General features: G+C 35.1%; 23 protein-coding genes. 10 read left to right on the forward strand and 13 right to left on the reverse strand.

Annotated elements, in window-relative coordinates; all coding sequences use genetic code 11:
* Positions 1-39: 39 nt before the first annotated feature.
* From ACVWY7_RS20185 to ACVWY7_RS20205, 5 genes are all read right to left on the reverse strand, one after another.
* Positions 40-387, reverse strand: a complete 348-nt coding sequence (locus ACVWY7_RS20185; protein WP_456523943.1) for a YxeA family protein — start codon at positions 385-387, stop codon at positions 40-42.
* A gap of 236 nt (positions 388-623) precedes the next feature.
* A complete protein-coding gene (locus ACVWY7_RS20190) occupies positions 624-1,214 on the reverse strand; it encodes a DedA family protein (protein ID WP_000418907.1) in 591 nt (196 codons plus the stop codon).
* Entirely contained in the window at positions 1,214-1,792 is a 579-nt protein-coding gene (locus ACVWY7_RS20195; RefSeq protein ID WP_073522328.1) for a class I SAM-dependent methyltransferase, read from the reverse strand. Before ACVWY7_RS20195 ends, ACVWY7_RS20190 begins: the two co-directional genes overlap by 1 nt.
* Before the next feature lie 142 nt (positions 1,793-1,934).
* A complete protein-coding gene (locus ACVWY7_RS20200; RefSeq protein ID WP_144507828.1) occupies positions 1,935-3,884 on the reverse strand; it encodes an ABC transporter permease in 1,950 nt (649 codons plus the stop codon).
* Positions 3,871-4,641 (reverse strand): ABC transporter ATP-binding protein, encoded by a 771-nt coding sequence (locus tag ACVWY7_RS20205; RefSeq protein ID WP_000859653.1) that lies wholly within the window; start codon positions 4,639-4,641, stop codon positions 3,871-3,873. The genes ACVWY7_RS20200 and ACVWY7_RS20205 overlap by 14 nt, the downstream gene beginning before the upstream one ends.
* 306 nt (positions 4,642-4,947) lie before the next feature.
* On the opposite strand from ACVWY7_RS20205, the gene ACVWY7_RS20210 reads away from it, so the two are divergent.
* On the forward strand, positions 4,948-5,820 hold the full coding sequence (locus ACVWY7_RS20210; protein ID WP_144507826.1) for an AraC family transcriptional regulator: 873 nt from the start codon (positions 4,948-4,950) through the stop codon (positions 5,818-5,820).
* Between the two features lie 40 nt (positions 5,821-5,860).
* Here ACVWY7_RS20210 and ACVWY7_RS20215 read toward each other — a convergent pair whose 3' ends face one another.
* The gene (locus tag ACVWY7_RS20215) at positions 5,861-6,571 is read right to left on the reverse strand and encodes a MerR family DNA-binding transcriptional regulator (protein WP_000451347.1); all 711 of its coding nucleotides are present in this window, start codon (positions 6,569-6,571) and stop codon (positions 5,861-5,863) included.
* 150 nt (positions 6,572-6,721) lie between these two features.
* Here ACVWY7_RS20215 and ACVWY7_RS20220 point away from each other — a divergent pair, with 150 nt between their 5' ends.
* The 7 genes from ACVWY7_RS20220 (at position 6,722) to ACVWY7_RS20250 (ending at position 16,427) form a co-directional block, all read left to right on the forward strand.
* A complete protein-coding gene (locus ACVWY7_RS20220; RefSeq protein ID WP_000411234.1) occupies positions 6,722-7,597 on the forward strand; it encodes an alpha/beta fold hydrolase in 876 nt (291 codons plus the stop codon).
* Positions 7,598-7,871: 274 nt separating this feature from the next.
* Complete coding sequence (locus ACVWY7_RS20225; protein WP_000276737.1) at positions 7,872-8,567, forward strand: response regulator transcription factor; 696 nt, start codon at positions 7,872-7,874, stop codon at positions 8,565-8,567.
* A gap of 2 nt (positions 8,568-8,569) precedes the next feature.
* On the forward strand, positions 8,570-9,592 hold the full coding sequence (locus tag ACVWY7_RS20230; RefSeq protein ID WP_000765347.1) for a sensor histidine kinase: 1,023 nt from the start codon (positions 8,570-8,572) through the stop codon (positions 9,590-9,592).
* A gap of 94 nt (positions 9,593-9,686) precedes the next feature.
* Positions 9,687-11,660, forward strand: coding sequence for an FtsX-like permease family protein (locus tag ACVWY7_RS20235; protein WP_144507823.1), 1,974 nt, complete (start codon positions 9,687-9,689; stop codon positions 11,658-11,660).
* Positions 11,661-11,734: 74 nt separating this feature from the next.
* A complete protein-coding gene (locus ACVWY7_RS20240) occupies positions 11,735-13,690 on the forward strand; it encodes an ABC transporter permease (protein ID WP_144507822.1) in 1,956 nt (651 codons plus the stop codon).
* A gap of 20 nt (positions 13,691-13,710) precedes the next feature.
* Positions 13,711-14,463, forward strand: coding sequence for an ABC transporter ATP-binding protein (locus tag ACVWY7_RS20245; RefSeq protein WP_000393254.1), 753 nt, complete (start codon positions 13,711-13,713; stop codon positions 14,461-14,463).
* Positions 14,460-16,427: an ABC transporter permease gene (locus ACVWY7_RS20250; protein ID WP_073522344.1), complete on the forward strand. Its 1,968-nt coding sequence runs from the start codon at positions 14,460-14,462 to the stop codon at positions 16,425-16,427. Before ACVWY7_RS20245 ends, ACVWY7_RS20250 begins: the two co-directional genes overlap by 4 nt.
* 50 nt (positions 16,428-16,477) lie before the next feature.
* Here the strand turns inward: ACVWY7_RS20250 and ACVWY7_RS20255 are convergent, their stop codons facing one another.
* On the reverse strand, positions 16,478-16,669 hold the full coding sequence (locus ACVWY7_RS20255; RefSeq protein WP_001290399.1) for a YjcZ family sporulation protein: 192 nt from the start codon (positions 16,667-16,669) through the stop codon (positions 16,478-16,480).
* Positions 16,670-16,938: 269 nt separating this feature from the next.
* On the opposite strand from ACVWY7_RS20255, the gene ACVWY7_RS20260 reads away from it, so the two are divergent.
* Both ACVWY7_RS20260 and ACVWY7_RS20265 read left to right on the forward strand, forming a co-directional pair.
* The gene (locus ACVWY7_RS20260; protein WP_000132255.1) at positions 16,939-17,532 is read left to right on the forward strand and encodes a TetR/AcrR family transcriptional regulator; all 594 of its coding nucleotides are present in this window, start codon (positions 16,939-16,941) and stop codon (positions 17,530-17,532) included.
* 49 nt (positions 17,533-17,581) lie between these two features.
* Entirely contained in the window at positions 17,582-18,253 is a 672-nt protein-coding gene (locus ACVWY7_RS20265) for a YqeB family protein (protein ID WP_000753749.1), read from the forward strand.
* 84 nt (positions 18,254-18,337) lie between these two features.
* Here ACVWY7_RS20265 and gntP read toward each other — a convergent pair whose 3' ends face one another.
* Genes gntP through ACVWY7_RS20295 form a run of 6 tightly spaced genes read right to left on the reverse strand, consistent with a single transcriptional unit; the run spans position 18,338 to position 24,383 of the window.
* Entirely contained in the window at positions 18,338-19,663 is a 1,326-nt protein-coding gene (gene gntP / locus ACVWY7_RS20270; protein ID WP_073522352.1) for a gluconate permease GntP, read from the reverse strand.
* A 47-nt stretch (positions 19,664-19,710) separates the two neighbouring features.
* Positions 19,711-20,436, reverse strand: a complete 726-nt coding sequence (locus ACVWY7_RS20275) for a GntR family transcriptional regulator (RefSeq protein ID WP_000539282.1) — start codon at positions 20,434-20,436, stop codon at positions 19,711-19,713.
* A complete protein-coding gene (locus ACVWY7_RS20280; protein ID WP_001227474.1) occupies positions 20,436-21,452 on the reverse strand; it encodes a sugar kinase in 1,017 nt (338 codons plus the stop codon). Before ACVWY7_RS20280 ends, ACVWY7_RS20275 begins: the two co-directional genes overlap by 1 nt.
* Complete coding sequence (gene dagF, locus ACVWY7_RS20285; protein ID WP_000181913.1) at positions 21,445-22,200, reverse strand: 2-dehydro-3-deoxy-phosphogluconate aldolase; 756 nt, start codon at positions 22,198-22,200, stop codon at positions 21,445-21,447. The genes ACVWY7_RS20280 and dagF overlap by 8 nt, the downstream gene beginning before the upstream one ends.
* A 1-nt stretch (position 22,201) precedes the next feature.
* Positions 22,202-23,305, reverse strand: coding sequence for a DgaE family pyridoxal phosphate-dependent ammonia lyase (locus ACVWY7_RS20290; RefSeq protein WP_456523944.1), 1,104 nt, complete (start codon positions 23,303-23,305; stop codon positions 22,202-22,204).
* On the reverse strand, positions 23,283-24,383 hold the full coding sequence (locus ACVWY7_RS20295; RefSeq protein ID WP_456523945.1) for an amidohydrolase/deacetylase family metallohydrolase: 1,101 nt from the start codon (positions 24,381-24,383) through the stop codon (positions 23,283-23,285). Before ACVWY7_RS20295 ends, ACVWY7_RS20290 begins: the two co-directional genes overlap by 23 nt.
* Between the last annotated feature and the right edge of the window lie 5 nt (positions 24,384-24,388).

Below are 24,388 nucleotides of genomic sequence, written 5' to 3' on the forward strand. Positions count from 1 at the left end.
TAACAAACCCGATTCTCTCATCGAGAATCGGGTTTATATTTACAATCCTAACTTTGCCTTTGCACCGTCAGGAATTTTATCTATCGTTACTTGCACTTTATCATGTAAAAAATTCCCCCTTGTAAGTACATGCCAGTAGGAACCCTTTTGTAATTTATCTACTCCATCAATTGTTACTTCTTTTTCTTTTCCATCCTTATCGTAAGCTTTCACCGTGTATTCACGGCCTTTATTTCCGCCTAATTCTTTTCCATCATTATCAATAATTGCGTAATGATTCTCTATATCAAGAAATGGGTTCATTCGATCAATTGCAGCGCTCCCATTTAATAAATATGCCGCTCCTGCCACAATAACAAGTACTGCTCCAAAAATAAACCTTTTCATCTATATTCCGCCTTTCATTATGTTTTTATTTATGACATTTCTAAGTATAGGAAACATTTCTTAATAAAAACTCGTACAGTTTCTTAACTTTTTCTTAATGTAGAGGACATGTGAGATCACATCCAGGTACATGAAATTATATCGACGTTTCGACAAGGAATATCGACTTACCGACAAAAACTAACAGTAGAAACAACAAAAAAGGCTGTCCAAAATGTATTTTGGAACAGCCTCCTCTATTTACTAACTACCGCATTTCTTTTTACATAAAACAAACTGCCAATTAAAACGACAATTACGCCAAAATATACGCCATACTCTATCGCAACTGCTACAATCCTTTCAATATGTTGTCCGAATAAAGAACCGAGCACGAAATAAACGAGTGTCCAAACAAACCCTGTCGTATAGGAATACAAAGCATATATCCGAAATGACATATTATTCATCCCAACTAAATACGGTACGATATGTCTTACAACTGGTATGAAGTAACTTGTGACTAATGCATAATGGCCATACTTCTCTACCATTTGTTGAGATTTCAAAAGATAATTCGCCTTTTTCTTTTTCATTAGCTTATCAAGTACTTTTGTACCAAATATTTTTCCTAATATATAGCCTAAAGAAAGTCCAGACACAACGCCTAAATACGTTAATAAAAACGCAGGAATAACATTTAATATACCTAATGAAGATACAAATCCTCCGCTCATAACAATCATTTCATCTGGAATTGGCATACCGATAATACCCAACCATAAACAGAAAAATAACGCCCAATAACCATACTGCTCAATATAGGATAATAATTCATGCAATTCCATTATGCATATACTCTCCTTAGCTCTTTTTTACAGCTAAAGACGTACGCTGGCGGAAAATTGAGCCACACTTTTTCTAATGTAATTTGAGGAAAGAAATACTGTATAAACCCTTTTTTCACAAGTGAATATTGAAATGTAATAAATTCCCCATTCTCATGTATCGCTTCCATTACATTGTTTAAAATGCGCTTTGAAACTTCTTCTGGCAAAGAAGTGAAAGGTAACCCTGATAAGACGTAATCAACGCATTCTATATTAAACTCTTCCATATACTTCTTTATATTTTCAGCTGAACCGTGCACAACAATGACGTTCTGCTCATCTTTAAACTTTCTCTTTAACTCTTTGCAAAACACTTCATTAATTTCAATAAGAAGAAATATTGTGTCCTTCTTCTTTCTCTTCATAATTTCTTTCGTAAAGACTCCTGTACCAGGCCCTAACTCTACAATGCATTTTGCTTTATTAAAATCAATTACATCTACCATTTTCTTTGCTAATATTTTTGAACTTGGCGCAACTGCACCAGTATGTTTCGGATGTTTCATAAATTCGTGTAAGAATGTTATGAGCTGCATGTAAACTTCTCCCCATTCGTTCAATAGTTTTTAACTTGTGTCTAAGTATAACTATCGTTTCTTAACAAAAATTGAGGAGAATTCTTAAGATTTTCTGAAGAATAAAAAACAGCTATCGCCTATAGCGATAGCTGCCCCTTTATTACTTCGCACTCACAATCTTATAATAAGAACGCACTGTTAAGAAGTAATATCCAATATAAATGACACCGTATACTCCAATACTAATTAGAAGTGGGATCATGATTTCATACGGTAATATGTTTCCTAAACCCTTTAATGCAAACAAGCTGTGTAAAATTCCTATTACTAACGGGATCGCAAAGATAAAGCTTACTTGTTTTGCGATAGCTTTCTTCATCTCTTGCTTCGTTACACCGACTTTATGAAGAACAACGTAACGATCACGGTCAGCGCTTGCCTCTGTAAGCTGCTTGAAGTAAATGATTGAACCTGTCGCTAATAGGAATACTAATCCTAAAAATAGTCCGATGAACATCATTAAACCTGTCGTTTCAAGTCCCATTTGGAATCCTGTATAGAAATCATGAAATGGTTTTAAAATTTCTGATTCACCAGCTGGCATAACACTTGCTAATTTCGCTGTTAACTCTTTACTATTTCGCTCACCTTTTACATCAATATTTTTTACAGTGCGCGTTTCGTTTACTTGTTTCGCCTGCTCATATGTTTGATCTGGAACGATTACAAATAGTTCATTTAAGTTTGTAACACTTCTACTATTTACACCTTTAATCTTTAACTCTTTCGATTCATTTCCAACAGGGAATACAGCTGTATTTCCTGTGTAAAGAGGACCAAAATCAAGTTTTTCAATATATAGGCTATCATATACAAAAGCTTCATTCGCACTTAAATTTACAGGGTCTATATCTAAATGTTTCGCGATTGTATTAAAGTTTGATTGAGAAATAAGCTGGTACTGCTTCGTAACATTATAGTGTGTGTTCAGAACTTGATCCGCTCTTTCACCTTTAAATGTTCCTTTCACAGGAATCATTTCAAGTTCTGATTCATATGTCACTGGATGATTCTTCTTTTCTCCAGCAAGTATTTCATTTACTTTTTTATCTAATGCTTCATCTTTTTTCTCATAAGAATAACTATACGGCGAAGCCACTTTTGATTGCGTAAATGTGTTGTAATACATCGTAACAGACGTACCAACCGCTGTTAATGTTACTGCACTTAAAATCGCAATTGTCGCAAGTGATTTCGCATTTCCTTTAATACGATATAGTAATTGCGATGTCGTTACCATATTCATACCGTTATAAAACGCTGACTTATTATTTCTTGCACGTTTCAATATAAATACTGTGAAGAACATGAACAATAAATAAGTTCCTGCTACTGTTGCTAATAAAATGTATAATGCAACGACCATAAAGTCTGCATACATAACTGCTTTCATGTACATTAACGCTAAGAAATAACCTGAACCGATTAAGAAAACTGAAATTAATGCCATAATAACAGAGCCCTTCGGCATTGCTTCTCCTTCACGTTCTGCACGGAAAAGTTCAATTAGCTTGAATCGATAAATTAGACGATATCCTTGAAGTGATGTATATAAAATAATCACAAAGAAAATAATTGCTGTATCAACAATTGCAGCCATTGGTACTTCAAAATGTACATTTAATTTTAATCCCATCATGCTTACTAGTAGCTCAAGGAATAGTTTTGAAAGGACGCTACCAATCGCAATCCCGATAATTAAAGACATTAATCCCATTAACATATTTTCATAAAAGAGCATTTTACCAATCTGTCTTTTACGAATACCTAATAAAGAATATAACCCAACTTCTTTTTTACGTTTTCTTGTAAAGAAACCGTTCGAATATATAATAAACACCGCTACGAAAATAATAAGCATCACACTGGAAACTTGGAATGCCCCGCTAATTTTTTTAGAAGCTTCCGCTGCTTTTTCCATTTGTGAATTATATTGCAGTGCTTTAAATGTAAAGTAAATAACGATACTAAAAATCATAGATGCAAAATATACAAAGTAGTCTTTAAAGTTCCGCTGTATGTTGCGGAGGGCAATGCTAGATAAGGTCATCAGCCATACCTCCAGAAATAGAAGACATTACGTCAACGACTTGTTGGAAGAACTGTTTACGCGTTAACTCGCCGCGGTGCAATTCTTTATATAACTCACCATCTTTAATGAAAATAACTCGCTTACAGTAACTTGCTGCAAATGCATCGTGCGTTACCATTAAGATTGTTGAGTTATCATACTCATTTAACGACTTCATACTTTCAAGTAAATCTGTTGCTGATTTAGAATCAAGCGCTCCGGTTGGCTCGTCCCCAAAAATCATACTTGGATTTGTAACGATTGCACGTGATGCCGCGCAGCGCTGCTTCTGTCCGCCTGATACTTGATATGGGAACTGACTTAAAATATGATCGATACCGAACTTTTTCGAGATTTCAAGAACGCGGCGATCAATTTCATTTGCCTTTACTTTCGATAACGCAAGAGGTAACGCAATGTTCTCTTTTACAGTTAACGTATCTAATAAGTTATAATCTTGGAAGATGAAACCTAAATGATCGCGGCGGAATAACGCTAACTTATCATCATTCATTTTCACGATATCTTTTCCATCAATTAAAATTTCACCGTTCGTCGCATTATCAATTGTAGAAAGAACGTTTAGTAAAGTCGTCTTACCCGAACCAGAAGGTCCCATAATTCCAACGAACTCACCTTCTTTTACTTGTAAGTTAATACCTTTTAACGCTGCAAATTTATTACCACCCGTGTCATATACTTTTTCAATATTTTTTGCTTCTAACACTGTTTTCATCTCGACATCCCTCATTTCATCTATTCTCTATTTTCACTATATACATTCTCTACTCTTGCCACTATCGATGTTTCTTACACAAACATGACAGTTATGTAAGGCGCATAAGTAAAGACATAAAAATTTAACCTACTGAATCAAAGTACTTTGTTACTATAACATTGGGATATCATGCCATCCATTCATTCTCCTTACAGGAACATTACAATTTTGTAAGGTTAAAAATATACCCTACAAAGTTGTGCATGAAATGTCGGATGGAGTTATTTCATTCCTGCTATTCTATTTAACAAGGAGGTTATGGTTATGGATTCACTTAAAAACATGAATGCGGCAATGCAGTATATTGAAGACAACCTTACACGTGAAATTGATTTTAAGGAAGTCGCAAAAATAGCTTTCTGCTCCGAATATCATTTCAAAAGAATGTTTTCTTTCCTAGCTGGCATATCACTATCAGAATATATTCGCTGTAGACGTCTTACTCTCGCTGCTTTTGAACTAAAAAATAGCGATGCGAAAGTTATTGATATCGCTATAAAATATGGCTACAATTCACCAGATTCATTCTCTCGTGCGTTTCAAAACTTGCATGGCATTACACCTTCAGAAGCCCGAAATAGTAGTCATTCTTTAAAAGCTTATTCACCCATGACCTTCCAATTATCCATTCAAGGAGGACATGAAATGAACTATCGAATTGAAGAAAAAGACTCATTTCAAATTATAGGTATTACAAAACGAGTACCTATCGTTTTTAACGGTGTAAATGAAGAAATTGCTTCTATGTGGAAAAGTTTAAACCCAGAGGCTATTCAAACATTAAAATCACTTTCAAACATTGAACCTACTGGAATCATTAGTGCTTCTACTAACTTTTCTGAAGGAAGAATGGAGGAAAAAGGCGAACTCGATCACTACATTGGAGTAGCTAGGGCGGGAGAGTGCCCAGAACAATTCGCGCAACTTGAAGTCGCGGCTTCAACATGGGCTATATTTGAAGCAGTCGGTCCATTTCCTGAAACATTACAAAATGTATGGGGACGTATTTATTCCGAATGGTTTCCTTCCTCAAACTATGAACTAGCGGAAGGACCGGAAATATTGTGGAATGAACAGAAAGATATATCCTCTCCAAACTTTAAAAGTGAAATTTGGGTACCGGTTTTGAAGAAATGATAACAAAAGAAAAAGAGCTAAGCATCGCGCTTAGCTCTTTTTACATGTTTATCTCCTCATAAAATTGTATGTACTTCATCGATTCTCCGATTCCTTTCAATTGAAGTAATAGTTGGTTGTTCAAATTTTCTAAAGCCAACTGAAAGGAACGTTCAATTTTGTCATAATTTGATGTTTCTAAATCATCTAGCAAGCTTTTCATATTTTCTATATAATACACGGTTTTTCTCAAACTACTTATAACCAGTATTTTACGCAGTTCAGATATAGGAAACATTCTATAACCGTTTTCTTTATTTCTTTCTGAGTGAATTAACCCTTCATGTTCCCAATGACGGATAGCCGAAGTATTTACGCCTGCTATTTTTGCAACCTCTCCAATACTCATATGTTCATTTAACTTCATATTTTTATATTTAGTAAAATCAGCATTCCGAATCATGTTAAGTATTTCTTCCACTCGTTTTTTCTCCACCTGAATATTGAATTGCTGCTCATTAATTAACCAAAGTGCTTCTTCCAACTCTACGTTTTTAATCATTCTCATAACTTTATAAACAATAGGTATATCATATCCTTTTAATAATGCTCTAATGGTAATAAATGCTTGAAAGTGTATCGATGTATAAAACCGGTGATTGCTTTCCGTTCTTGGTACAACAGGAATAAGATTTTGTTCTTCATATCTTCTCAAAGTTGTTGTGCTAACATTTAAGACATTTGCAATTTGTTTAGGGCTATATGTCTCCATTTATTAACTCCTTTTTAAAGTAAAACCTTCAAGTGCTACATTAACATATTTCAAATAAAATCCTTATATATACGGGGGAGGAAATCATAAATCCGGAAGATTGCATGAATGTTATATGATTTTAGTATAAACAATTTAGGAGTGATAGAAATGGAGAAAATCATAAAACTTACGGATGAATCAGAATTAAAGGTTGGCTTGGTTGGAAATCCAAAATTTAAAACATTTATGCTCCCAGTTGCTAAAGAATCAGTATATGGACAAGATGCTGAAACCTTAAAGTTGTGGGGAGTAGATCCTGAATTCGGAAAACATTTTATTGATGGCCTCACGGATAAGTTTCAGATTTTATATTTTGATTACGAAGGTCATCGTTTGCAACATCCAAGTCCAGAGAATCTCACACCTGAAAATATAATAAAAGACCTCTTAACAATTGCAGATAAAATGAATATTAATAAGTTTAGCTATTATGGTTATTCTTGGTTAGCTTTAGTGGGGTTACAATTAGCCATTCGAACAGACAGACTAGAAAGCCTAATCATGGGTGGTTTTCCGCCAATAGATGGTCCATATAAAGAAATGATGGTAGTGACAAATAAAACATACGAGCAAGCTATGAATAATCACGATTCTCCTGTTATTAATCAAGAACATATTAGTCCTGAAAAAATTGAATGGGATAACATACAGATAAAGATTGACACGAATCAAACTAAACAGTTTGTTACAATGTACGAGAATTTGATGGAGTTTGATGATCAAGATATCCAACATAAACTAATCATTCCGAGATTAGCGTTTTCTGGGGAAAAAGACACTATTGTTTACGGTAAAAACTTTGGCAATGTAGTAGTTGATATTATTGGTATACTTCAAAAAAACAAACAAAAGTTAGAACACCTTGGATGGGATATAGAAATCTTAAGAGGAAACGATATGGATCACACTAAAGCTATGCAGCCTATAACAGTTCTGTCATTGATCAAGCCTTGGTTAATTAAAAATTTGAATATAACTTATTAAATATGGTAATTCGAATACTCTAAAAACAAAGCTGCTCTTCCCTAAAAGGAAAAGCAGCTTTTATTTACATCTTTAGTCCTTTTTTTATAAGTGACATCGGAATATCCCATCGTTAGCCCTACTGCACCGATAATAGTGAATTATATATCCGCCCTTTTTAATTTTCACACTTTTACCCTATACTGTTTATTAGCTTATCTTTCAACATAATGAAAAGACTTGAAACACATGATACACTATATCTACAATTGTTTTTTTTAGGAGGAATATACATATGTACAAAATTTTAATCGTTGAAGACGATCCAAATATTTCATCATTACTACAATCTCACATTCAAAAATACGGCTATGAAGCTGTTGTTGCAGAGAATTTCGATGATATTATGGAATCGTTTAACGCAGTGAAACCACATCTTGTTTTACTTGATGTAAACTTACCGAAATTCGATGGGTTCTACTGGTGCCGCCAAATTCGTCATGAATCTACTTGTCCTATTATTTTCATTTCAGCTCGTGCTGGTGAGATGGAACAAATTATGGCGATTGAAAGCGGTGCGGATGATTATATTACAAAACCGTTCCACTACGACGTTGTAATGGCGAAAATTAAAGGTCAATTACGCCGTATTTACGGTGATTATGCGCCAAATATTTCTGAACGTATCGTTGAAGTAGAAGGTTTAAAACTATTCCCAGAACGTCCTGAAATTCACTTCGGATCTGAGCAAGTTCTTTTAACGAAGAAAGAAGCTATTTTAGCAGAAATGTTATTATCTAAATTCCCTCGTACAGCGAGCCGTGAAGATTTACTAGCTGCCCTTTGGGATGACGAGAGCTTCGTTGAAGAAAACACATTAAACGTAAACATTACGCGTCTTCGTAAAAAGTTCAATGAGCTTGGTATTGAAAATGCTATTGAAACAGTGCGCGGACTTGGGTATCGTTTTAACGCAACTTGGAGTGAATAAGCATGAAGCTATTTTTACGTGATCATTTTGCATTTTTTCTACTGTACGTATTAAACTTCGGTATCATTTTCGTTCTTTATGATGCAGTAGATGGATTTCAAAATAATAAATTTTACTTCGTTGTTTTAAGCTTATACTTATTTATTTGTTTCCTCGCTTACCGTTACGTTCGCAATCGTAGAATGTACCATAGATTAAGTGAACAACCAGAAAAAATGGAAGATGCGTTTATTGAAAGAGCAACTGCTCCGATGCCTCACGGTGTAAATGAACTCGTGCGCACGCAGTATCGTCTCTTCCAAAAAGAACTACAATCGTATGAAGTAAAACAACAAGAACATCAATTATTCATTAACCACTGGGTGCATCAAATGAAAACGCCCGTTTCTGTTATGCAACTTATGGTGCTCGAAATGGAAGATGAACATTTAATTCCGAAATTCAAAAAAGAATTAGAACGTCTAAACCAAGGGCTTGATATGGCTTTATACATGGCAAGGTTAAATAACTTCCATGAAGACTTCCATGTTGAGACGATTTCATTAAAAGATACGGTAACGAAAAATATTAATGGATTAAAAGAACTATTTATCCGAAACGGAGTCTTCCCTGTTTTAGAAGTTCATTCTGATTTAAAGGTTGCTTCTGATGCGAAATGGCTAAAATTTATCATCTATCAGTTAATGACAAATGCCGTTCGTTACTCTGGTGAGCGCGGAAAGAAAGTATTCTTATCCGCTTATCGAAACGGAAAAGATATTATTTTAGAAGTTCGTGATGAAGGTGTTGGTATTCCGCAAGAAGATATTCGACGAGTATTCGAACCGTTTTACACTGGGAAAAATGGTCGTACATTCGGAGAATCTACTGGTATGGGACTTTATATCGTAAGTAAGATTTGTGATTATTTAGGTCACTCTGTCAAACTAGATTCTGAAGTTGGTAAAGGAACGACGATTAAAATCATCTTCCACAACGCTGCAAATAATCAATTAGAACATGCGGAGAAGGTGACCGAAGCATGATCGTGACATATGCAAGCAAAATGTATGAGAACTCACTCTCATACATTTTTTGCAATAAAACTACTTCTATATCTTCTAATCGGAGGTATAATTTATGACCTTTTGGCAATTTGCATTTAAAAACGTCACGCGCAACTCGAGAGCTTATTTTGCTTACTTTGTAAGTAGTTCTTTTTCGATTGCCGTTTTCTTTTCATTTGCTGTTTACTTATTCCATCCGAAATTACAAAAATTTGGAATGGTCTCTGAAATTTCAGGATTAATGATATTTTCAGAAGTAGTAATTGTATTTTTCTCTTTCTTCTTTTTACTATATTCCATTGGTACTTTTTTAAAAGTTAGAAAAAAACAATTCGGCGTTTTAACCGTGTTAGGAATATCGAGAAAACAATTACATCGTCTTGTTTTTATGGAGAATATGTTAATCGGTATTTTATCTATCTTTTTCGGTATGCAGTTTGGACTTGTCTTCTCGCAATTTTTCTTATTAGTGACAGCAAAAATTACGCGCGTACCAGGCATATATTTATACTTGCCTATTAATGCGTTTATTTTAACGACAATCGTCTTCCTTAGTCTTTTTATCGTTGTATCTACATTGACACCGATGCTCATTCGTACAAAAAAAGCGGTACACCTTTTAAAAATAAATAGTAAAAAACGAAAAGAGAGAAAACCGTCCATACTTATTTCTTTATTTGGTGCGATTTGTTTATTTGGTGGCTATGCGTTAGCTGGAAATCCTAAATATTTCGTATCAGTAAGCCCACAAATAGGTGTTATATATATGGTTTCAAGTATTTTCGTCATTCCAACGCTCGTTACAATCGGTACATATTTCTTCTTTTCACAAATTAGTTTCTTACTTATTTATATTTTAAAGAAAAGAAGAAAGTTTTATATGAAACGGATTAATATGCTTTGGATTTCTGATTTAGCAAACCGCATCCGAACGAATATTAATATGCTGTTTATTGTAGCAATGCTATCTACTATCGCTTTCACAATGATTACGTTTCTATATGGGTTCGGAAAATTTATTAAGCTAGACGTTAATCGAACTTCGCCTTTCCCAATTTCTTATTTTTCTTATGATGCGAATCCTTTTGTTACAGAGCATTTAAATTGGCTTGAGCAACAATTACAAAAAGAGCATTTTCCTTATGACAAAATAACAGCTGATATATATGAAACACCGCTAGAAGAAGATACAGGTATAGCTATTTATAATGACGTATATGCAATTAAGCAAAGTGACTACAACAAACTTGCGGATTCTTTACGAATGAAACAACTATTTATGAATGATAACGAGGCATATGTTTTAACAGGGACGTCTTATATCACTATATTCAACGAATTTGAGCAAAGCTACAAAAGAGATTACATTACACTCTCTAGTACAAATACGAAATTAAAAGTTAAAGGCTATGAACATATCAATGCAATTCCATCTGATTTTTCATATCAAACGATAGTTTTGCCTGATATTATCGTGAACAACTTACCTAACACAGTAAAGCATATATCGGCGTACAATTACAAAATTCAAAACTGGGAACAGACGTATAAAATCGCTAATACTTTTATAGAAAAAGTGCAAAAAGATCGAAATAAATCTCAGTATGAAGGACCTCTTATTCGCTCCTTTGAATCAGCAGGATCGTTATACAGAATAACATCTGGTAGTGCTGCATACTTCCTAATCGGGACATTTTTAGGAGTTATTTTCTTCATTGGAGCTGGTAGCGTTCTTTACTTTAGAATGTATACCGATTTGACGAACGAACAAGAGAAATATATAACGATTTCTAAAATCGGTGTAACAGGTGCAGAGATGAAACGATCTGCAACCATTCAACTTAGTATTTTATTTTTCGTTCCGTACATTATGGCATCCATTCATACAATGTTCGCAACGAAAATGCTACAAGATGTAATTGGCTTATCGTTGTTCAAAGAAGTTTCAGCCGTTCTTATTATTTTTGGATTCGTTGAAATCGTATTTTTCTTATTCATTCGTTCACTTTATATGCAAAAGCTATCACAATATACTAATACACATTAAAAAGGTTATTACATGAAAAAGGCGGGATCTCTTCCCTCCTTTTTCATGCTCATTATATTAGGAGGTTTAGGTGAATGACATTTTGGCAGTTTGCATTTAAAAACGTCTCGCGGAACGCCAGAGCTTATTTCGCCTATTTTGTAAGCAGCGCGTTTTCTATTGCAATTTTTTTCTCATTTGCAGTTTACTTATTTCATCCTAAATTGCATATGACCGACGTAAATTATGCTCTGAACATATTAATGACAATTTCAGAAGTTGTCATTGTATTCTTTTCATTTTTCTTTTTACTATATTCAATCGGTACTTTCTTAAAAGTACGAAAAAAGCAATTTGGGATTTTAACAGTACTTGGCATCTCTCAAAAACAATTAAAACGACTCATATTTATAGAAAATATGTTAATTGGTGTTCTTTCTATATTTTTTGGCATTCAACTTGGACTTGTCTTTTCACAGTTCTTTTTATTAGTTACCGCCAAAATTACACATGTACCTGGTTTATATTTATATTGGCCTACAAGCGCCATTATTTTAACTATCATCATCTTTCTCGGACTCTTTATTCTCGTATCATCTTTTACACCGATGCTCATTCGTACGAGAAAAGCTGTACGTCTTTTAAAAGAAGGAACAAAACAAAAAGAAAGAAAAGCATCTGTGCTCATCTCTCTATTTGGTGCGATATGTTTAATATCAGGATATGCGTTAGCCGCAAATCCATTATACTTTCTATCACTAGGTGACATCATTGGGCTTTTATATGCCATCTCTAGTATATTTGTCATCCCATCGCTTATTGCAGCTGGGACATATTTTTTCTTCTCACAAATTAGCTTTTTACTCATTCGTATATTAAAAGCGCGAAGAACGTTTTATATGAAACGCATTAATATGCTTTGGATTTCTGATTTAGCATCACGTATTCGGACAAACATTAACATGCTTTTTATTGTAGCAATGCTATCAACACTCGCTTTTACAATGATTACATTCTTATACGGTTTTGGGAAATTTACAAAGTTTGATGCGATAAGGGAAAACCCTTTTCCTTTTACATATTTATCACATACTGAAAATACGTTAGCGGATGAGCATTTAAACTGGTTAGAGCAAAAGTTTAATGAAGAACACTTTACTTATACAAAATTTAAAACGGATATATATGAAGTATCTTCGGCTGAAGATAACACGCAGCTCTATTATGCAATTAAACAAAGTGACTATAATGTACTTGCTAAAGCATTAAATTGGGAAAAACTCACGGTGAATAAGAATGAATCTTATATTCTTATGAAAGACTTAGATGATCAAGTTATTGGAACACTTCATAATAAAGAACAGAAAAATACTCTTACACTTACTCAAAACAATTTACAACTACAAGTGAAAGAATATAAAAGTTATAGCCCATTCCCAAACAGCTTAATATACCAATTACTCATACTATCTGATGAAAATGTAGAAGCCTTATCGACCGTTTCCAAGCAAATGAGTGTATATAACTTCAAAGTTACAGATTGGGAAAAAGCACATAATATCGGTTCATCGTTTATAACAAAAATCCATAACGACAATGCAGCAATTCAAGCAGAGCACCCGCCTTTCCATGCAAGTGAAGCGAGCGATTCTCTATATAAAACAAAACTAAATGTCGCTTCATTTTTCTTAATTGGTACTTTCTTAGGTGTTATTTTCTTTATCGGAGCTGGCAGTGTTCTTTACTTCCGGATGTATACAGATTTAACAAATGAGCAAGAAAAATATATAACGATTACGAAAATTGGCTTAACGGAAACTGAAATGAAACGTTCAGCGACAATTCAGCTTGCGATTCTTTTCTTCGTGCCTTACATTATGGCATCCATCCATACGATGTTCGCGACAAAGATGTTACAAGAAGTTTTACATCTCTCGTTCTTCGCTGAGATTACAGTCGTACTGTTGATTTTTGGAACAGTTGAAATTTTATTTTTCCTTTTAATTCGTTCCTTTTATATGCAAAAATTATCACAACACATTAAGTTTTAGAAAATAGAAAGGTGATTACTATGGAAGAAGTATTACACATAAAAAACGTCTCAAAAGTGTATGAGGGAAAAGTCCCTCATACCGCTTTAAAAAATATAAATTTACACGTAGATAAAGGCGAATTCGTTGCGATTATGGGGCCATCTGGAAGTGGTAAATCTACGTTTTTAAATGTTATTTCTACAATTGATTCTCCTACTTCTGGGGAAGTCGTTATTAACGGCAAAAAGCCACACACATTTCGTAGAGAAAAATTAGCTGTTTTCCGTCGTCAAGAGTTAGGGTTTGTTTTCCAAAACTTTAACTTACTCGATACATTAACGATCGGAGAAAATATCGTATTACCTTTAACGTTAGACAATGTTCCTTTAAAAGAGATGGACAAAAAGCTCGATAGCATCTCAACAAAACTAGGAATCGATCATATTTTAAATAAACGTATTTTTGAAGTTTCAGGAGGACAAGCACAGCGTACCGCAGTAGCACGTGCTGTTATTCATCATCCTTCCCTTCTACTTGCCGATGAACCAACAGGAAACTTAGATTCAAAAGCGGCAATTGACGTAATGGAGCTATTTACGAAATTAAACAAAGAAGAAGATGCAACGATTTTAATGGTTACGCACGATCCGTTTGCAGCAAGTTATTGTAATCGCGTCATTTTCATTAAAGATGGGGAGCTTTACAATGAACTGCACCGAGGATTGTATCGTGAGAAGTTTTATCAAGAAATATTAGATGTTTTAGCATTATTAGGAGGAAGACGTGGATGACATTTTGGCAATTTGCATTTAAAAATGTCTCGCGTAATTCGAAAGCATATTTCGCTTATTTTGTAAGTAGTGCGTTTTCTATCATGGTTTTCTTTTCATTTACTGTATACGCGTATCATCCACGCTTACAAATTATGAATAAATTACACGAACAAGATCCGCTCATGAACTTAACCGGAATGGCACAGTTTGTTATCGTTTTGTTCTCGCTCTTCTTTCTCTTATATTCTATTGGGACATTTTTAAATGTACGGAAGCAACAATTTGGCGTTTTAACTGTTCTCGGTATATCTCAAAAACAATTAAAACGTCTTTTGTTTACTGAAAATATGATCATTGGAATGCTTGCTATCTTTGCAGGTATTCAAGGCGGTCTCGTGTTCTCTAACTTTTTCTTACTCGTTACTTCTAAATTAACAAACGCAAAAGGCCTCTATTTATATTGGCCTACAGAAGCAATTATCGTTACAACAATAACTTTTATTATTTTATTTCTAATCGTATCTACGTTTACACCGGTGTTCATTCGTACTCGTAAAACAACTCGATTACTTAAAAATAATAAAAAGGAAAAAAGACCATCTATACTCATTTCAGTATTTGCTTTAATTTGTTTAGGGCTATGCTATTATATCGCTGGTTATCCGCAAGGCTACATAACAGAAAAAAATGCGAAAAGTGGATCTGTATTCTTAATTATGCTATCTATTTTACCGCTCGTAGTAGTCGGAACATATTTATTCTTTTCACAAACATTTCTTCTTTTCATCTATATTTTAAAGAAACGAAGAAAGTTTTATTTGAAACAAATAAATATGTTATGGATTTCAGATTTAGTTTCTCGTACCCGTAGTAATATTAATGTACTCTTTATCGTTTCTATGCTATCTGCACTTGCATTTACAATTATTATCGGGTTATTTGCTGCAAACAACCATACGAAAGCATCCGTACTAGAACGATATCCAATACCCTTTACCTATACATCAGAAGGTGTTAATTCATTTGAACAAAAGCATGTTACTACGATTGAAACTGAACTTACAAATGCTAATTTTCAATATAACAAATATAAGTTTACCATTTTAAAAGATACAGCTTCAAAAGAGTCAATTGCCATTATGAAAATGAGTGATTATAACGCAATCGCAAAGCAATTAAACCGACCAGAAATCACTCTTGATTCTACACAAGTTTATAGTATTTCTCGCTATTCACCAGCACTACTAAATCTCGTGTCTAACCCATTTGCGAAGCAGGACAAAATTACACTTGATTCTAATAAAAAAGAATTTCAAATTAAAGGTTTTATTAATAAAGGAATCGTGCCACTCTTTACATTACCTCATTTAATTGTGATGCAAGATGAAGTAATTGAAAATATGATTCCTCATATTGAAACAATTACAGTGTATAATTACTTCGTAGAAAATTGGGAAAATGCAATTATCCCAACAAAAAACATATTAAAAAGCTTAGATCACGATTCAGAAACCTTGTATGAAGCACATAAGGGTGAAAAAAATTTCAGCCAGCCATTTCATATTGATACAGCTACTGATGAACTCATTCACAGTAAGGAAAATGCAGTCGCTCGATTCTTTATTTGGGCATTTCTCGGCTTTATCTTCTTTATCGGTGCGGCTAGTGTTTTATACTTCCGTATGTATAACGACTTAACAAATGAAAAACAAAAATACATTACGATTACAAAGCTTGGTTTAACAGAATCAGAAATGTTTCGTTCTGCAACGATTCAATTAGGAATTTTATTTTTCGTTCCTTACATCGTTGCTGGTATTCACACATTATTTGCGGTTAAGTTTTTACAAAGCATGCTCGCTTTTTCTTTACTAAAAGAGTTATTAATTGTACTCACCTTTTTCGGGATTATCGAGATTATTTTCTTCTTCTTAATCCGTTCTCTGTACATTAATAAATTATCACAACACATAAAAATATGAATAAAATGGCCTTGTGCAATACGCACAAGGCCATTTTCAATAGTTTTTAATTAGCAGCAATATCCACCGTAGCCGCCAGCATAACCGCCGTAACCACCATAACCACAAGAACCGCCACCGCCGAAGCAGCTAGCACCGATGATGATTAATAAAATAAACAATACGATTAGAAGCGCAAAACCGCCGCCGCACCCATGTCTGCGGTTACAATCATCATGTCTGTGTTCACACTTTTCGCTCATTACTCTATTCCTCCTTTAGTATCATTCATAACAAGTTCACCTTGCTCTAAATGAGGGGATTCCATTTATAGTATGTTTTCAGGGCGAATAGGAAGCTTGGCTTACTTAAAAACGGGCTTGTTTTGGCAATTAGGCTTCATCAAAAAAGGATTAATCTTATCAAGACGTAAACATAGAGCATTTGACATAGTATTCATTTCTTATTAAAATTTATTTGAACGACCAATCAGTTTTTTGATTGCTTATTTAAATTATAGGAGTTGAATAGCGTGACTGATTCTTTTATTGCAGAGGCTAGGCGTGAACAAATTATTCTTGCATGTATTGATACATTAGAAGAAGTTGGATATAACAACTTAAGCTTAACGAAGGTAGCAAAAAAAGCTAAGATTAGCACTGGACTTATTTCTTATCATTTTAACGATAAACTTTATCTTATGAATCGCACATTACAATTTTTAGTTAATAAACAACATGAATTTATTAGCAATCGAGTACTATTAGCCCAATCTGAAATAAACAAACTAGAGGCTTTTATTGAAGCACATTTGGCTTATCAAGAAACTCATTACAAAAATAACATTGCCTTAATTGAAATTGTCTTTAATGCAAGAAATGAAGAGAACATTCCTTATTACAGAATCGAAGACGACGAAGAAGATGATGCTCTTAGAACGATGTTATTAGATATTTTGAAGACTGGTCAACAAAATGGAGTGTTTTCTAACTCTTTCCGAATTGACACATTGGCTTCATTTATTTTAGGAGCAATCGAAGAAAGAATGCTGAAGGCGAATTCATCGATATCTATAGAAAATTACTCAGATGAGCTCATAAAAATGGTGAAGAAACTCATTTTTTAAACATGCCCTGATCTTGAAAAAATATATATTAAGAAAGGATAAACTACAAATGAAAAAGACATCTGCCATTGGATTAGGTTTTTTAGAAAAATTACTTGCTATAGTAAGTCCAATCCTTTTAGGCGTTATTGGATATTTTTCACCTAAATTAATAGAGATTATAAAAAAGATTCCTCTCTTTTCTGATTCAAAAATTATAGAACTTTTAAATTCTATTAACCCTTTTTGGCTTCCAATTATCCTCATGTTAATTGGCGCTATTGCAGGAATTTTATTTTCTTTAATTATTTATAGTGACGCTTTAAAAATGAACATTACTTCGGAAAGCATTCACGTGAATAAGGATGATCAAAAGAAGGAAATTACCAGGTCAAATGTAAAAGCCGTTTTTGTAGATAAGCGTCAAGTGGTTATCATTGATCAAAAAGACCGAGAATGGTTACGTGAAACATCTGACATTAACCCAAGCAAAATTAAAGATATTTTCTTGCTGCACGGTTTCCCATGGGTGGAACAAGATCCTTATAAACAGGACTATAGTCTATGGAAATTAGAGGATGAACGATTTAGTAAAAATGTAAATACTATTTTGTATGAAAGACGAAATGCCATCCGAGATGGCAACTTGAAAAAAAAGAAGCATTTACGTAAAGATTTAAATGAGTTAGGAGTCTTTGTCAAAGACGATGGAGAAGATCAGTATGTCCGTTCCATTAAGTAATAGAAAGCACAAAAAACGAATAAAACCTACAGAGAAATTACATTTCCTCTGTGGGCTTTATTCGTTTAAATCGACTCTTCTCTCCTAAATAAACATATTCAACACAAGAGCAAAACCGAATGCAATAAATGATAACAATGTCTCCAGCACCGTCCACGTTTTAAACGTTTCTTTTACTGTCAAACCTAAATATTCTTTTACAAGCCAAAACCCTGCATCATTTACGTGAGAAAACATTAATGAGCCTGCACCGGTTGCAATAACGAGCAACTCTAAATTCACACCAGACATGTGCTGAATAACTGGTGAAACAATTCCTGCTGCTGTCGTTAATGCTACTGTCGCTGAACCTGTTGCAATTCGAATTAACCCAGCTACCATGAAAGCTAATACGATTGGTGATAACGATATATGTTCTGCCATTTGCGCAATCGCTGTTCCAACACCACTTTCAATTAATATTTGTTTAAATCCACCGCCTGCACCGATAATTAAAATAATGGAACCGACCGGTAATAAACTTTCGTCTGTTAATTTTTTAATCATCTTTTTATTAATTCCTTGTCTTATTCCAAGTAAATAAAATGCTGCGAAACATGAAATAAGTAAAGCGATTACTGGACTTCCTATAAACACAAAAAATTCAGTCATCTTTTTCGGTAATGAAATATATGGTGCAACGACTGATAAAATCATCAATACAACTGGTAATAAAATAATAAAGAATGAAACTTTACGACTCGGTAAATCAGTTGATACAGTCGTAACTCGAATAAGCTCTGGTTCATTTTCAGGTATAACTCTTTTATGTATCCACTTTGCAAATATCGGTCCTGCGATAATGGCTGTTGGTAGCGCGATAAGTAATGAATATAAAAGTACCTTTCCTAAGTTCGCGTTATAAATACCGATTGCTGTCATCGCACCTGGATGCGGAGGCACTAGCCCGTGAACAATAGATAATCCAGCAATGACAGGTAACGCAATTAATAATATATTTTGCTTCGTCGTTTTTCGAATGGAAATAACGAGTGGTAATAAAATGACAATCCCCACTTCAAAAAAGACTGGAATCCCTATAACAAATCCTGCAAATAACATAGCCCACGGTAGTTTCTTCACACCGAAAAATCGAATAAAGAAATCTGCCACTTGCATGCCGGACCCTGAATCGGACATCATTTTCCCTAAAATTGTTCCGAGAGCTAAAATACCAACTAAATGCCCTAGTACACTACCAACACCAGTTTCATAGGCAGTCACTATCTTCGTTACATTTAGTCCAGACATGATAGCTAAAAATAAACTCGCAACTGTTAAACTAATAAATGCATGCCATTTCCACCATGATACACCTAAAATGACAATTGCAATTGCAATTAATGTGACGATTAATAAGTATATATCCATCTCCCATTCCCCTTACTTTATAAAAAAAGAGGGAAAATCCCCTCTTTTTATACGTCATAATTCACTACATAATGCTGCATTTCTGTATTGTAGTAGCCTTCACTATATTCAATTACTTCGCCAACTTCATCGTAAGAATAACGCATACGTTTTAATAGCGCTGTCCCCTCTTTTTCACCTAACGCTTCTGCAACGAAACTAGGCGCCAATCCAACAGCGAATTCATCTCTGAAGTTTTCTAAATGTATACCTCGGTCCTCGACTAAATCGTAAAGCGATTGTAAATCAAAATCCGATAAGTCTGTACTTGCCATTTTCGCTGAGAAATAGTGCGTATAATGAATATACGGTGCATCATTTAACGTATATAAACGTTCAATACGAAAACTCTCTTTACCGAATAATCGAAATGGCACTGTTCCTTCTTCATTCTGAACGATTTCTGCTTTTAGCAATTTCTTCTGTACTTTATATCCTTCTTCCACTAACACTTCAGTAAATTTCTTACCCTTTGACAGTTTTGTCGCAGACGTGTTACGGATGACTTTCGTTCCTTTACCGCTTTTCTTTTCTAAATACCCTTCTTGAGCGAGTTCTTTAATCGCATTTCGCACTGTAATTTTGCTCACTTTGAACTCTTCTTCTAACTGTGGTTCGGAAGGAATATTTGTATGAATCGCATATACACCATGCAATATTCGATCACGAATAATATTTTTTATTTGTAAATATAATGGTCCTTTTTTCCTCGTTACGTTCACCGTTACACCCACTACCTTTCTACATCACCTACTGATGCCGTCATTGCCCGAAGTATCTCCTTCTCTGATGACATTGGCGTATCACCGACGATTGTATGTGCAAGCATTCCAGCTGCTGACGCAAATGAAACAGCTTTCTCTGGTGCAAACTCTTCTATCTCGCCATGAATAATCCCGCTCGTATAAGCATCTCCAGCACCTATTCTATCATATACAGAAAACGTAAGTGTTTTTGCAAAAGTGAACGCACCATCTTTACATATAAATCCGCGAAGCGAGTGTGTATTATCGCTATTAATAGAGCGATGTGTACCAGCGATTGTAGCGATACTATACGTTTCAGCTACCTTTGGAATAAGATCAACAAGCTGCGCCTCTTGCTCCGTCTCTTCTGTTTTCATTCCTAGAACGAACATCGCATCTTTTTCATTCATCATTACAATATCAGCTAGCCCTAACATTTCTTCATAATGCGGTTTCGCCTGCTCATATCCGTCTTCTTCCCAAAGTGACGGACGATAATTGCAATCAAAAACGACAGTGCCTCCGTTTTCTTTAACAGCTTTCGCTAAAGATTTCATATGATGGCGCACCGTATCATTCATCGCAAGTGAAATCCCGCAAAAATGAACGATATCAATTTCCTTTGCAATTTCTTCAAATTGATACATCTCTTCACATGCCATATTGAAACTACTTTCTAATCGATTTGAATATGTAACGCGGCTTGCACGTGCACCAAATCCATTTTCTAAAAAGTACATGCCGACATATTTACCGCCTCTTGAAACGAGCGAGGTTTGCACACCTAACTTTTGAATGTAAGATAATGCCGCATCCCCAACCGAATTTTCCGGTAAAGTTGAAATAAGAAGCCCTTCATGCCCTAGATGAGAAAGCGCAGCTGCAACGTTCACACCTGTACCAGAAAATGAGTATTTTAATGTATTTGCTTGCGACAACAATTCATATCCTGGTACTTGCAGGCGCATCATTACTTCGCCGAATGCTGCAATTTTCTTACGCATATTGATCAACTAACTTCTTCACGACTGCTAATAATTCACGAACATCTTCTGTTTTCGTATTGCCAGTTTCTTTATCAATAATAGAAGAGTACACGTGCGGAATAACTTGCTCTACATTTGCTTCAAGCGCAATACGTACAATTGTTTCAAAGTTTTCTTTATCAATTCCGCCTGTTGGCTCTAATGCGAATCCTTCTTCTGCACAAGCTTTCGCGACTGCGCGATATTCTTCTTCGTGAGCTAGCCCTTTCATTGGGAAGTACTTCAATGAATTTCCGCCCATATCACGTACAAGTGCGATCGCTGTTTTAATTGGAACGATTGCTTTTTCTTCTCCAGCTGCACTAATTGGACCAGTAGAAATATTTACGTACCCTACTTTTCCTGTTGGTGATACTAAACTATTAATCCAGCTATCTTTTCCGCCGAGATTTGCACGCGTTGCTCCAACTGAAGGGAACACTTGGTTAATATGGCTACCAGGATAATGCTTCGCAATTTCAGCTACAACTGCTGCTTGGCGATTATCTCCTGCTCCTAGTCCAATTGATACAGCATCATCAATTTCTTTTCCGTATGCTTTCATCGCTGTAACAGCTTCTTCTACTGTTGGATAATCTTTTGATAATACACCTACTACTACATAACCTTCTGCTGCTTCAAAAATATCTTTTGCATTTTCTATATTGTTTGCCAATACATTTAATGCTACGCGGCCTTTATAAAAACGTTTTTGAATGTTTGTCATTTTAGTTTCCCCCTACAATTTCTCTCAATTTTTCTTCAATCACATGTATGTCATCACCTTGAAGTGGACGTGGATCGATATCAAAGAATCCTTGTCTTACTCCGTAATCACGTGTGTAAATTGCGCTTTCCCCTTCGCGTAATGCAGTCACAACATCTTTTGCTGATTTATTTAACTCTTCCTCGTTAATATGAATACGTGCTCTAAAAATTGCTCTTCCCGCTTCATCTTGAACGATCGTTACATTTACACCGCTTAATTCTTTTAGCGGCATAAGTACTTGTAACAACTCTTTTTCTTGCTCACTCTTATCTTCTTTTACTCCGTACTCATCAAGCGCTTGAAGTAAGCCAAATGTTGTTTCTTTCCCAACCTTCATACTTCTTCCGATGCAATGTAATTGCACTTTCAGCCACTCAATATATTTTCGTTTCCCGCCAACAATACCAGAAGTAGGTCCTTCAATCGCCTTTGAACCGCTATAAATGGCAAGGTCTGCATACTTCACATATTTTTGAATGTCTTCTTCAGCTGCCGCATCGACGATAAGCGGGATGTTATTTCGCTGCGCTACTTCCCATGCTTCTTCAACAGAAATCATATTTTTTTGCACGGCATGATGGGATTTCACATATAGAATCGCTGCTGTATTTTCACCAATCGCATCTTCAATATGCTCTGCTTTCCCTTCATTTGCGTAGCCAACTTCTACAAGTTTACCGCCACCTAAATAAATCATCGTTTCAACTGGAGCACCGTACTGAACGTTATGACCTTTTAACATAATCACTTCGTTTTTCGCGATGACCTCTTGATGAAGTCTTTCACTTTTACGACGATTTCCTTCTGTCACAATTGCTGCGATAGAAAGCGCAATTCCACTCGATGCTGAATTCACAACGACCGCTGCCTCTGAATCTAGAATTCTCGCAATATGGTCTCCTGCTTTATCTACTAAATCAGCAATTTCCACATAATTTTGTCCACCATGCTTCATTGCATCCATAACTGTATCTGTCGGAGCGGATACACCTAAAATACTCATTCTACCGCTCGCATTAATTACTCTTTTTAATCCATACTTAGCATTCAATGAATGACCCATTGACTACAACCCCTTTCGTATCAATTCTTCTTTCAGCAATGCGCTGATCCCCTTCTGAATCTATTAACGTAACCTTCTCATCTTTCACCGTAAATAAAGTTAAGTTTGCAATATCTCCTTCTTGAATGCGGCCAAGCTCAGGTTTCTTAAGCCATTCTGCCGCATGTTTCGTAACCGCATCAATCACTTCTTCTAGCGGATAACCTAAGTAAAGGAATTTCGAAAGAACGTGAGCCATACTATACACTGGACCGTGTATACGATTCTTCCGGTAAATATCTGTACTAATTGTATGAAAAGCAATATCGTGACGCTTTGCTGCCTCTGCTACTTTAAAAGAAAAACTAGCATTACCATGCCCAACATCTAAATGCACACCGCGATTCACTGCATCTAGTAACACAGGTAACGGTTTGCCTTCTTCATCAAATAAATTATTTTCTTTCCCGTTTAAATAATGTGTAATGACATCATTTTTTTCTAAAAGAGGTACAACTTCCTCAATGCGAGGAGGCGCTGAACCGATATGTACCATAATCGGTAATGATGTTTCGCGAGATAAAGAACGCGCTACATGAAGCGGTTCAATTCCACTATCACAAACGACACTTTTACTCATTCTCGCTTTTAACCCAACGATTACATCTTTATATTTTTCTACTGCTTCTATTACTTTCTCTTTATCGATCCATTCCATATTGGATAATTCATCAATTCGTTTCAAACCGATGCGAGAAATATTTAAAAAGGCAAATAAATTCGTTTTCGCCTGCTCTCTACTTTTTACTAAATCTGCAATGCGATCAGCACCGCAGCTACCTGCATCAACAATTGTCGTTACCCCTTGCTTAACGCCAATTTCATCCACCTCATCGCCATACGGATCAAACTCTGAAAAAGCATGAACGTGCAAATCAATCCAACCACTCGATACGTAAGTACCTGAGTAATCAAGAACCTTTCCACCCTCACCAGCACCAGCTTTCGTCACCTGTGCGATTTTATTATTTTCAATTACAATGTCAATCTCTTCCCCGTTCACACGTCTCACATTACGTAGTACGAATCGTTCTGTCATTGTAC

It is taken from the genome of Bacillus sp. TE9106W, assembly GCF_054062215.1.

Excerpts from the sequence above, each read along its gene's own strand:
- ACVWY7_RS20200 (WP_144507828.1), bottom strand. The coding sequence starts at position 3,884 with ATGACCTTATCTAGCATTGCCCTCCGCAACATACAGCGGAACTTTAAA.
- ACVWY7_RS20255 (WP_001290399.1), bottom strand. The coding sequence starts at position 16,669 with ATGAGCGAAAAGTGTGAACACAGACATGATGATTGTAACCGCAGACAT.
- ACVWY7_RS20245 (WP_000393254.1), top strand. The coding sequence starts at position 13,711 with ATGGAAGAAGTATTACACATAAAAAACGTCTCAAAAGTGTATGAGGGA.
- ACVWY7_RS20290 (WP_456523944.1), bottom strand. The coding sequence starts at position 23,305 with ATGGGTCATTCATTGAATGCTAAGTATGGATTAAAAAGAGTAATTAAT.
- ACVWY7_RS20225 (WP_000276737.1), top strand. The coding sequence starts at position 7,872 with ATGTACAAAATTTTAATCGTTGAAGACGATCCAAATATTTCATCATTA.
- ACVWY7_RS20215 (WP_000451347.1), bottom strand. The coding sequence starts at position 6,571 with ATGGAGACATATAGCCCTAAACAAATTGCAAATGTCTTAAATGTTAGC.
- ACVWY7_RS20220 (WP_000411234.1), top strand. The coding sequence starts at position 6,722 with ATGGAGAAAATCATAAAACTTACGGATGAATCAGAATTAAAGGTTGGC.
- ACVWY7_RS20280 (WP_001227474.1), bottom strand. The coding sequence starts at position 21,452 with ATGCGTAAGAAAATTGCAGCATTCGGCGAAGTAATGATGCGCCTGCAA.
- dagF (WP_000181913.1), bottom strand. The coding sequence starts at position 22,200 with ATGACAAACATTCAAAAACGTTTTTATAAAGGCCGCGTAGCATTAAAT.
- ACVWY7_RS20210 (WP_144507826.1), top strand. The coding sequence starts at position 4,948 with ATGGATTCACTTAAAAACATGAATGCGGCAATGCAGTATATTGAAGAC.
- gntP (WP_073522352.1), bottom strand. The coding sequence starts at position 19,663 with ATGGATATATACTTATTAATCGTCACATTAATTGCAATTGCAATTGTC.
- ACVWY7_RS20265 (WP_000753749.1), top strand. The coding sequence starts at position 17,582 with ATGAAAAAGACATCTGCCATTGGATTAGGTTTTTTAGAAAAATTACTT.
- ACVWY7_RS20235 (WP_144507823.1), top strand. The coding sequence starts at position 9,687 with ATGACCTTTTGGCAATTTGCATTTAAAAACGTCACGCGCAACTCGAGA.
- ACVWY7_RS20295 (WP_456523945.1), bottom strand. The coding sequence starts at position 24,383 with ATGACAGAACGATTCGTACTACGTAATGTGAGACGTGTGAACGGGGAA.
- ACVWY7_RS20205 (WP_000859653.1), bottom strand. The coding sequence starts at position 4,641 with ATGAAAACAGTGTTAGAAGCAAAAAATATTGAAAAAGTATATGACACG.
- ACVWY7_RS20190 (WP_000418907.1), bottom strand. The coding sequence starts at position 1,214 with ATGGAATTGCATGAATTATTATCCTATATTGAGCAGTATGGTTATTGG.
- ACVWY7_RS20230 (WP_000765347.1), top strand. The coding sequence starts at position 8,570 with ATGAAGCTATTTTTACGTGATCATTTTGCATTTTTTCTACTGTACGTA.
- ACVWY7_RS20195 (WP_073522328.1), bottom strand. The coding sequence starts at position 1,792 with ATGCAGCTCATAACATTCTTACACGAATTTATGAAACATCCGAAACAT.
- ACVWY7_RS20185 (WP_456523943.1), bottom strand. The coding sequence starts at position 387 with ATGAAAAGGTTTATTTTTGGAGCAGTACTTGTTATTGTGGCAGGAGCG.
- ACVWY7_RS20240 (WP_144507822.1), top strand. The coding sequence starts at position 11,735 with ATGACATTTTGGCAGTTTGCATTTAAAAACGTCTCGCGGAACGCCAGA.
- ACVWY7_RS20250 (WP_073522344.1), top strand. The coding sequence starts at position 14,460 with ATGACATTTTGGCAATTTGCATTTAAAAATGTCTCGCGTAATTCGAAA.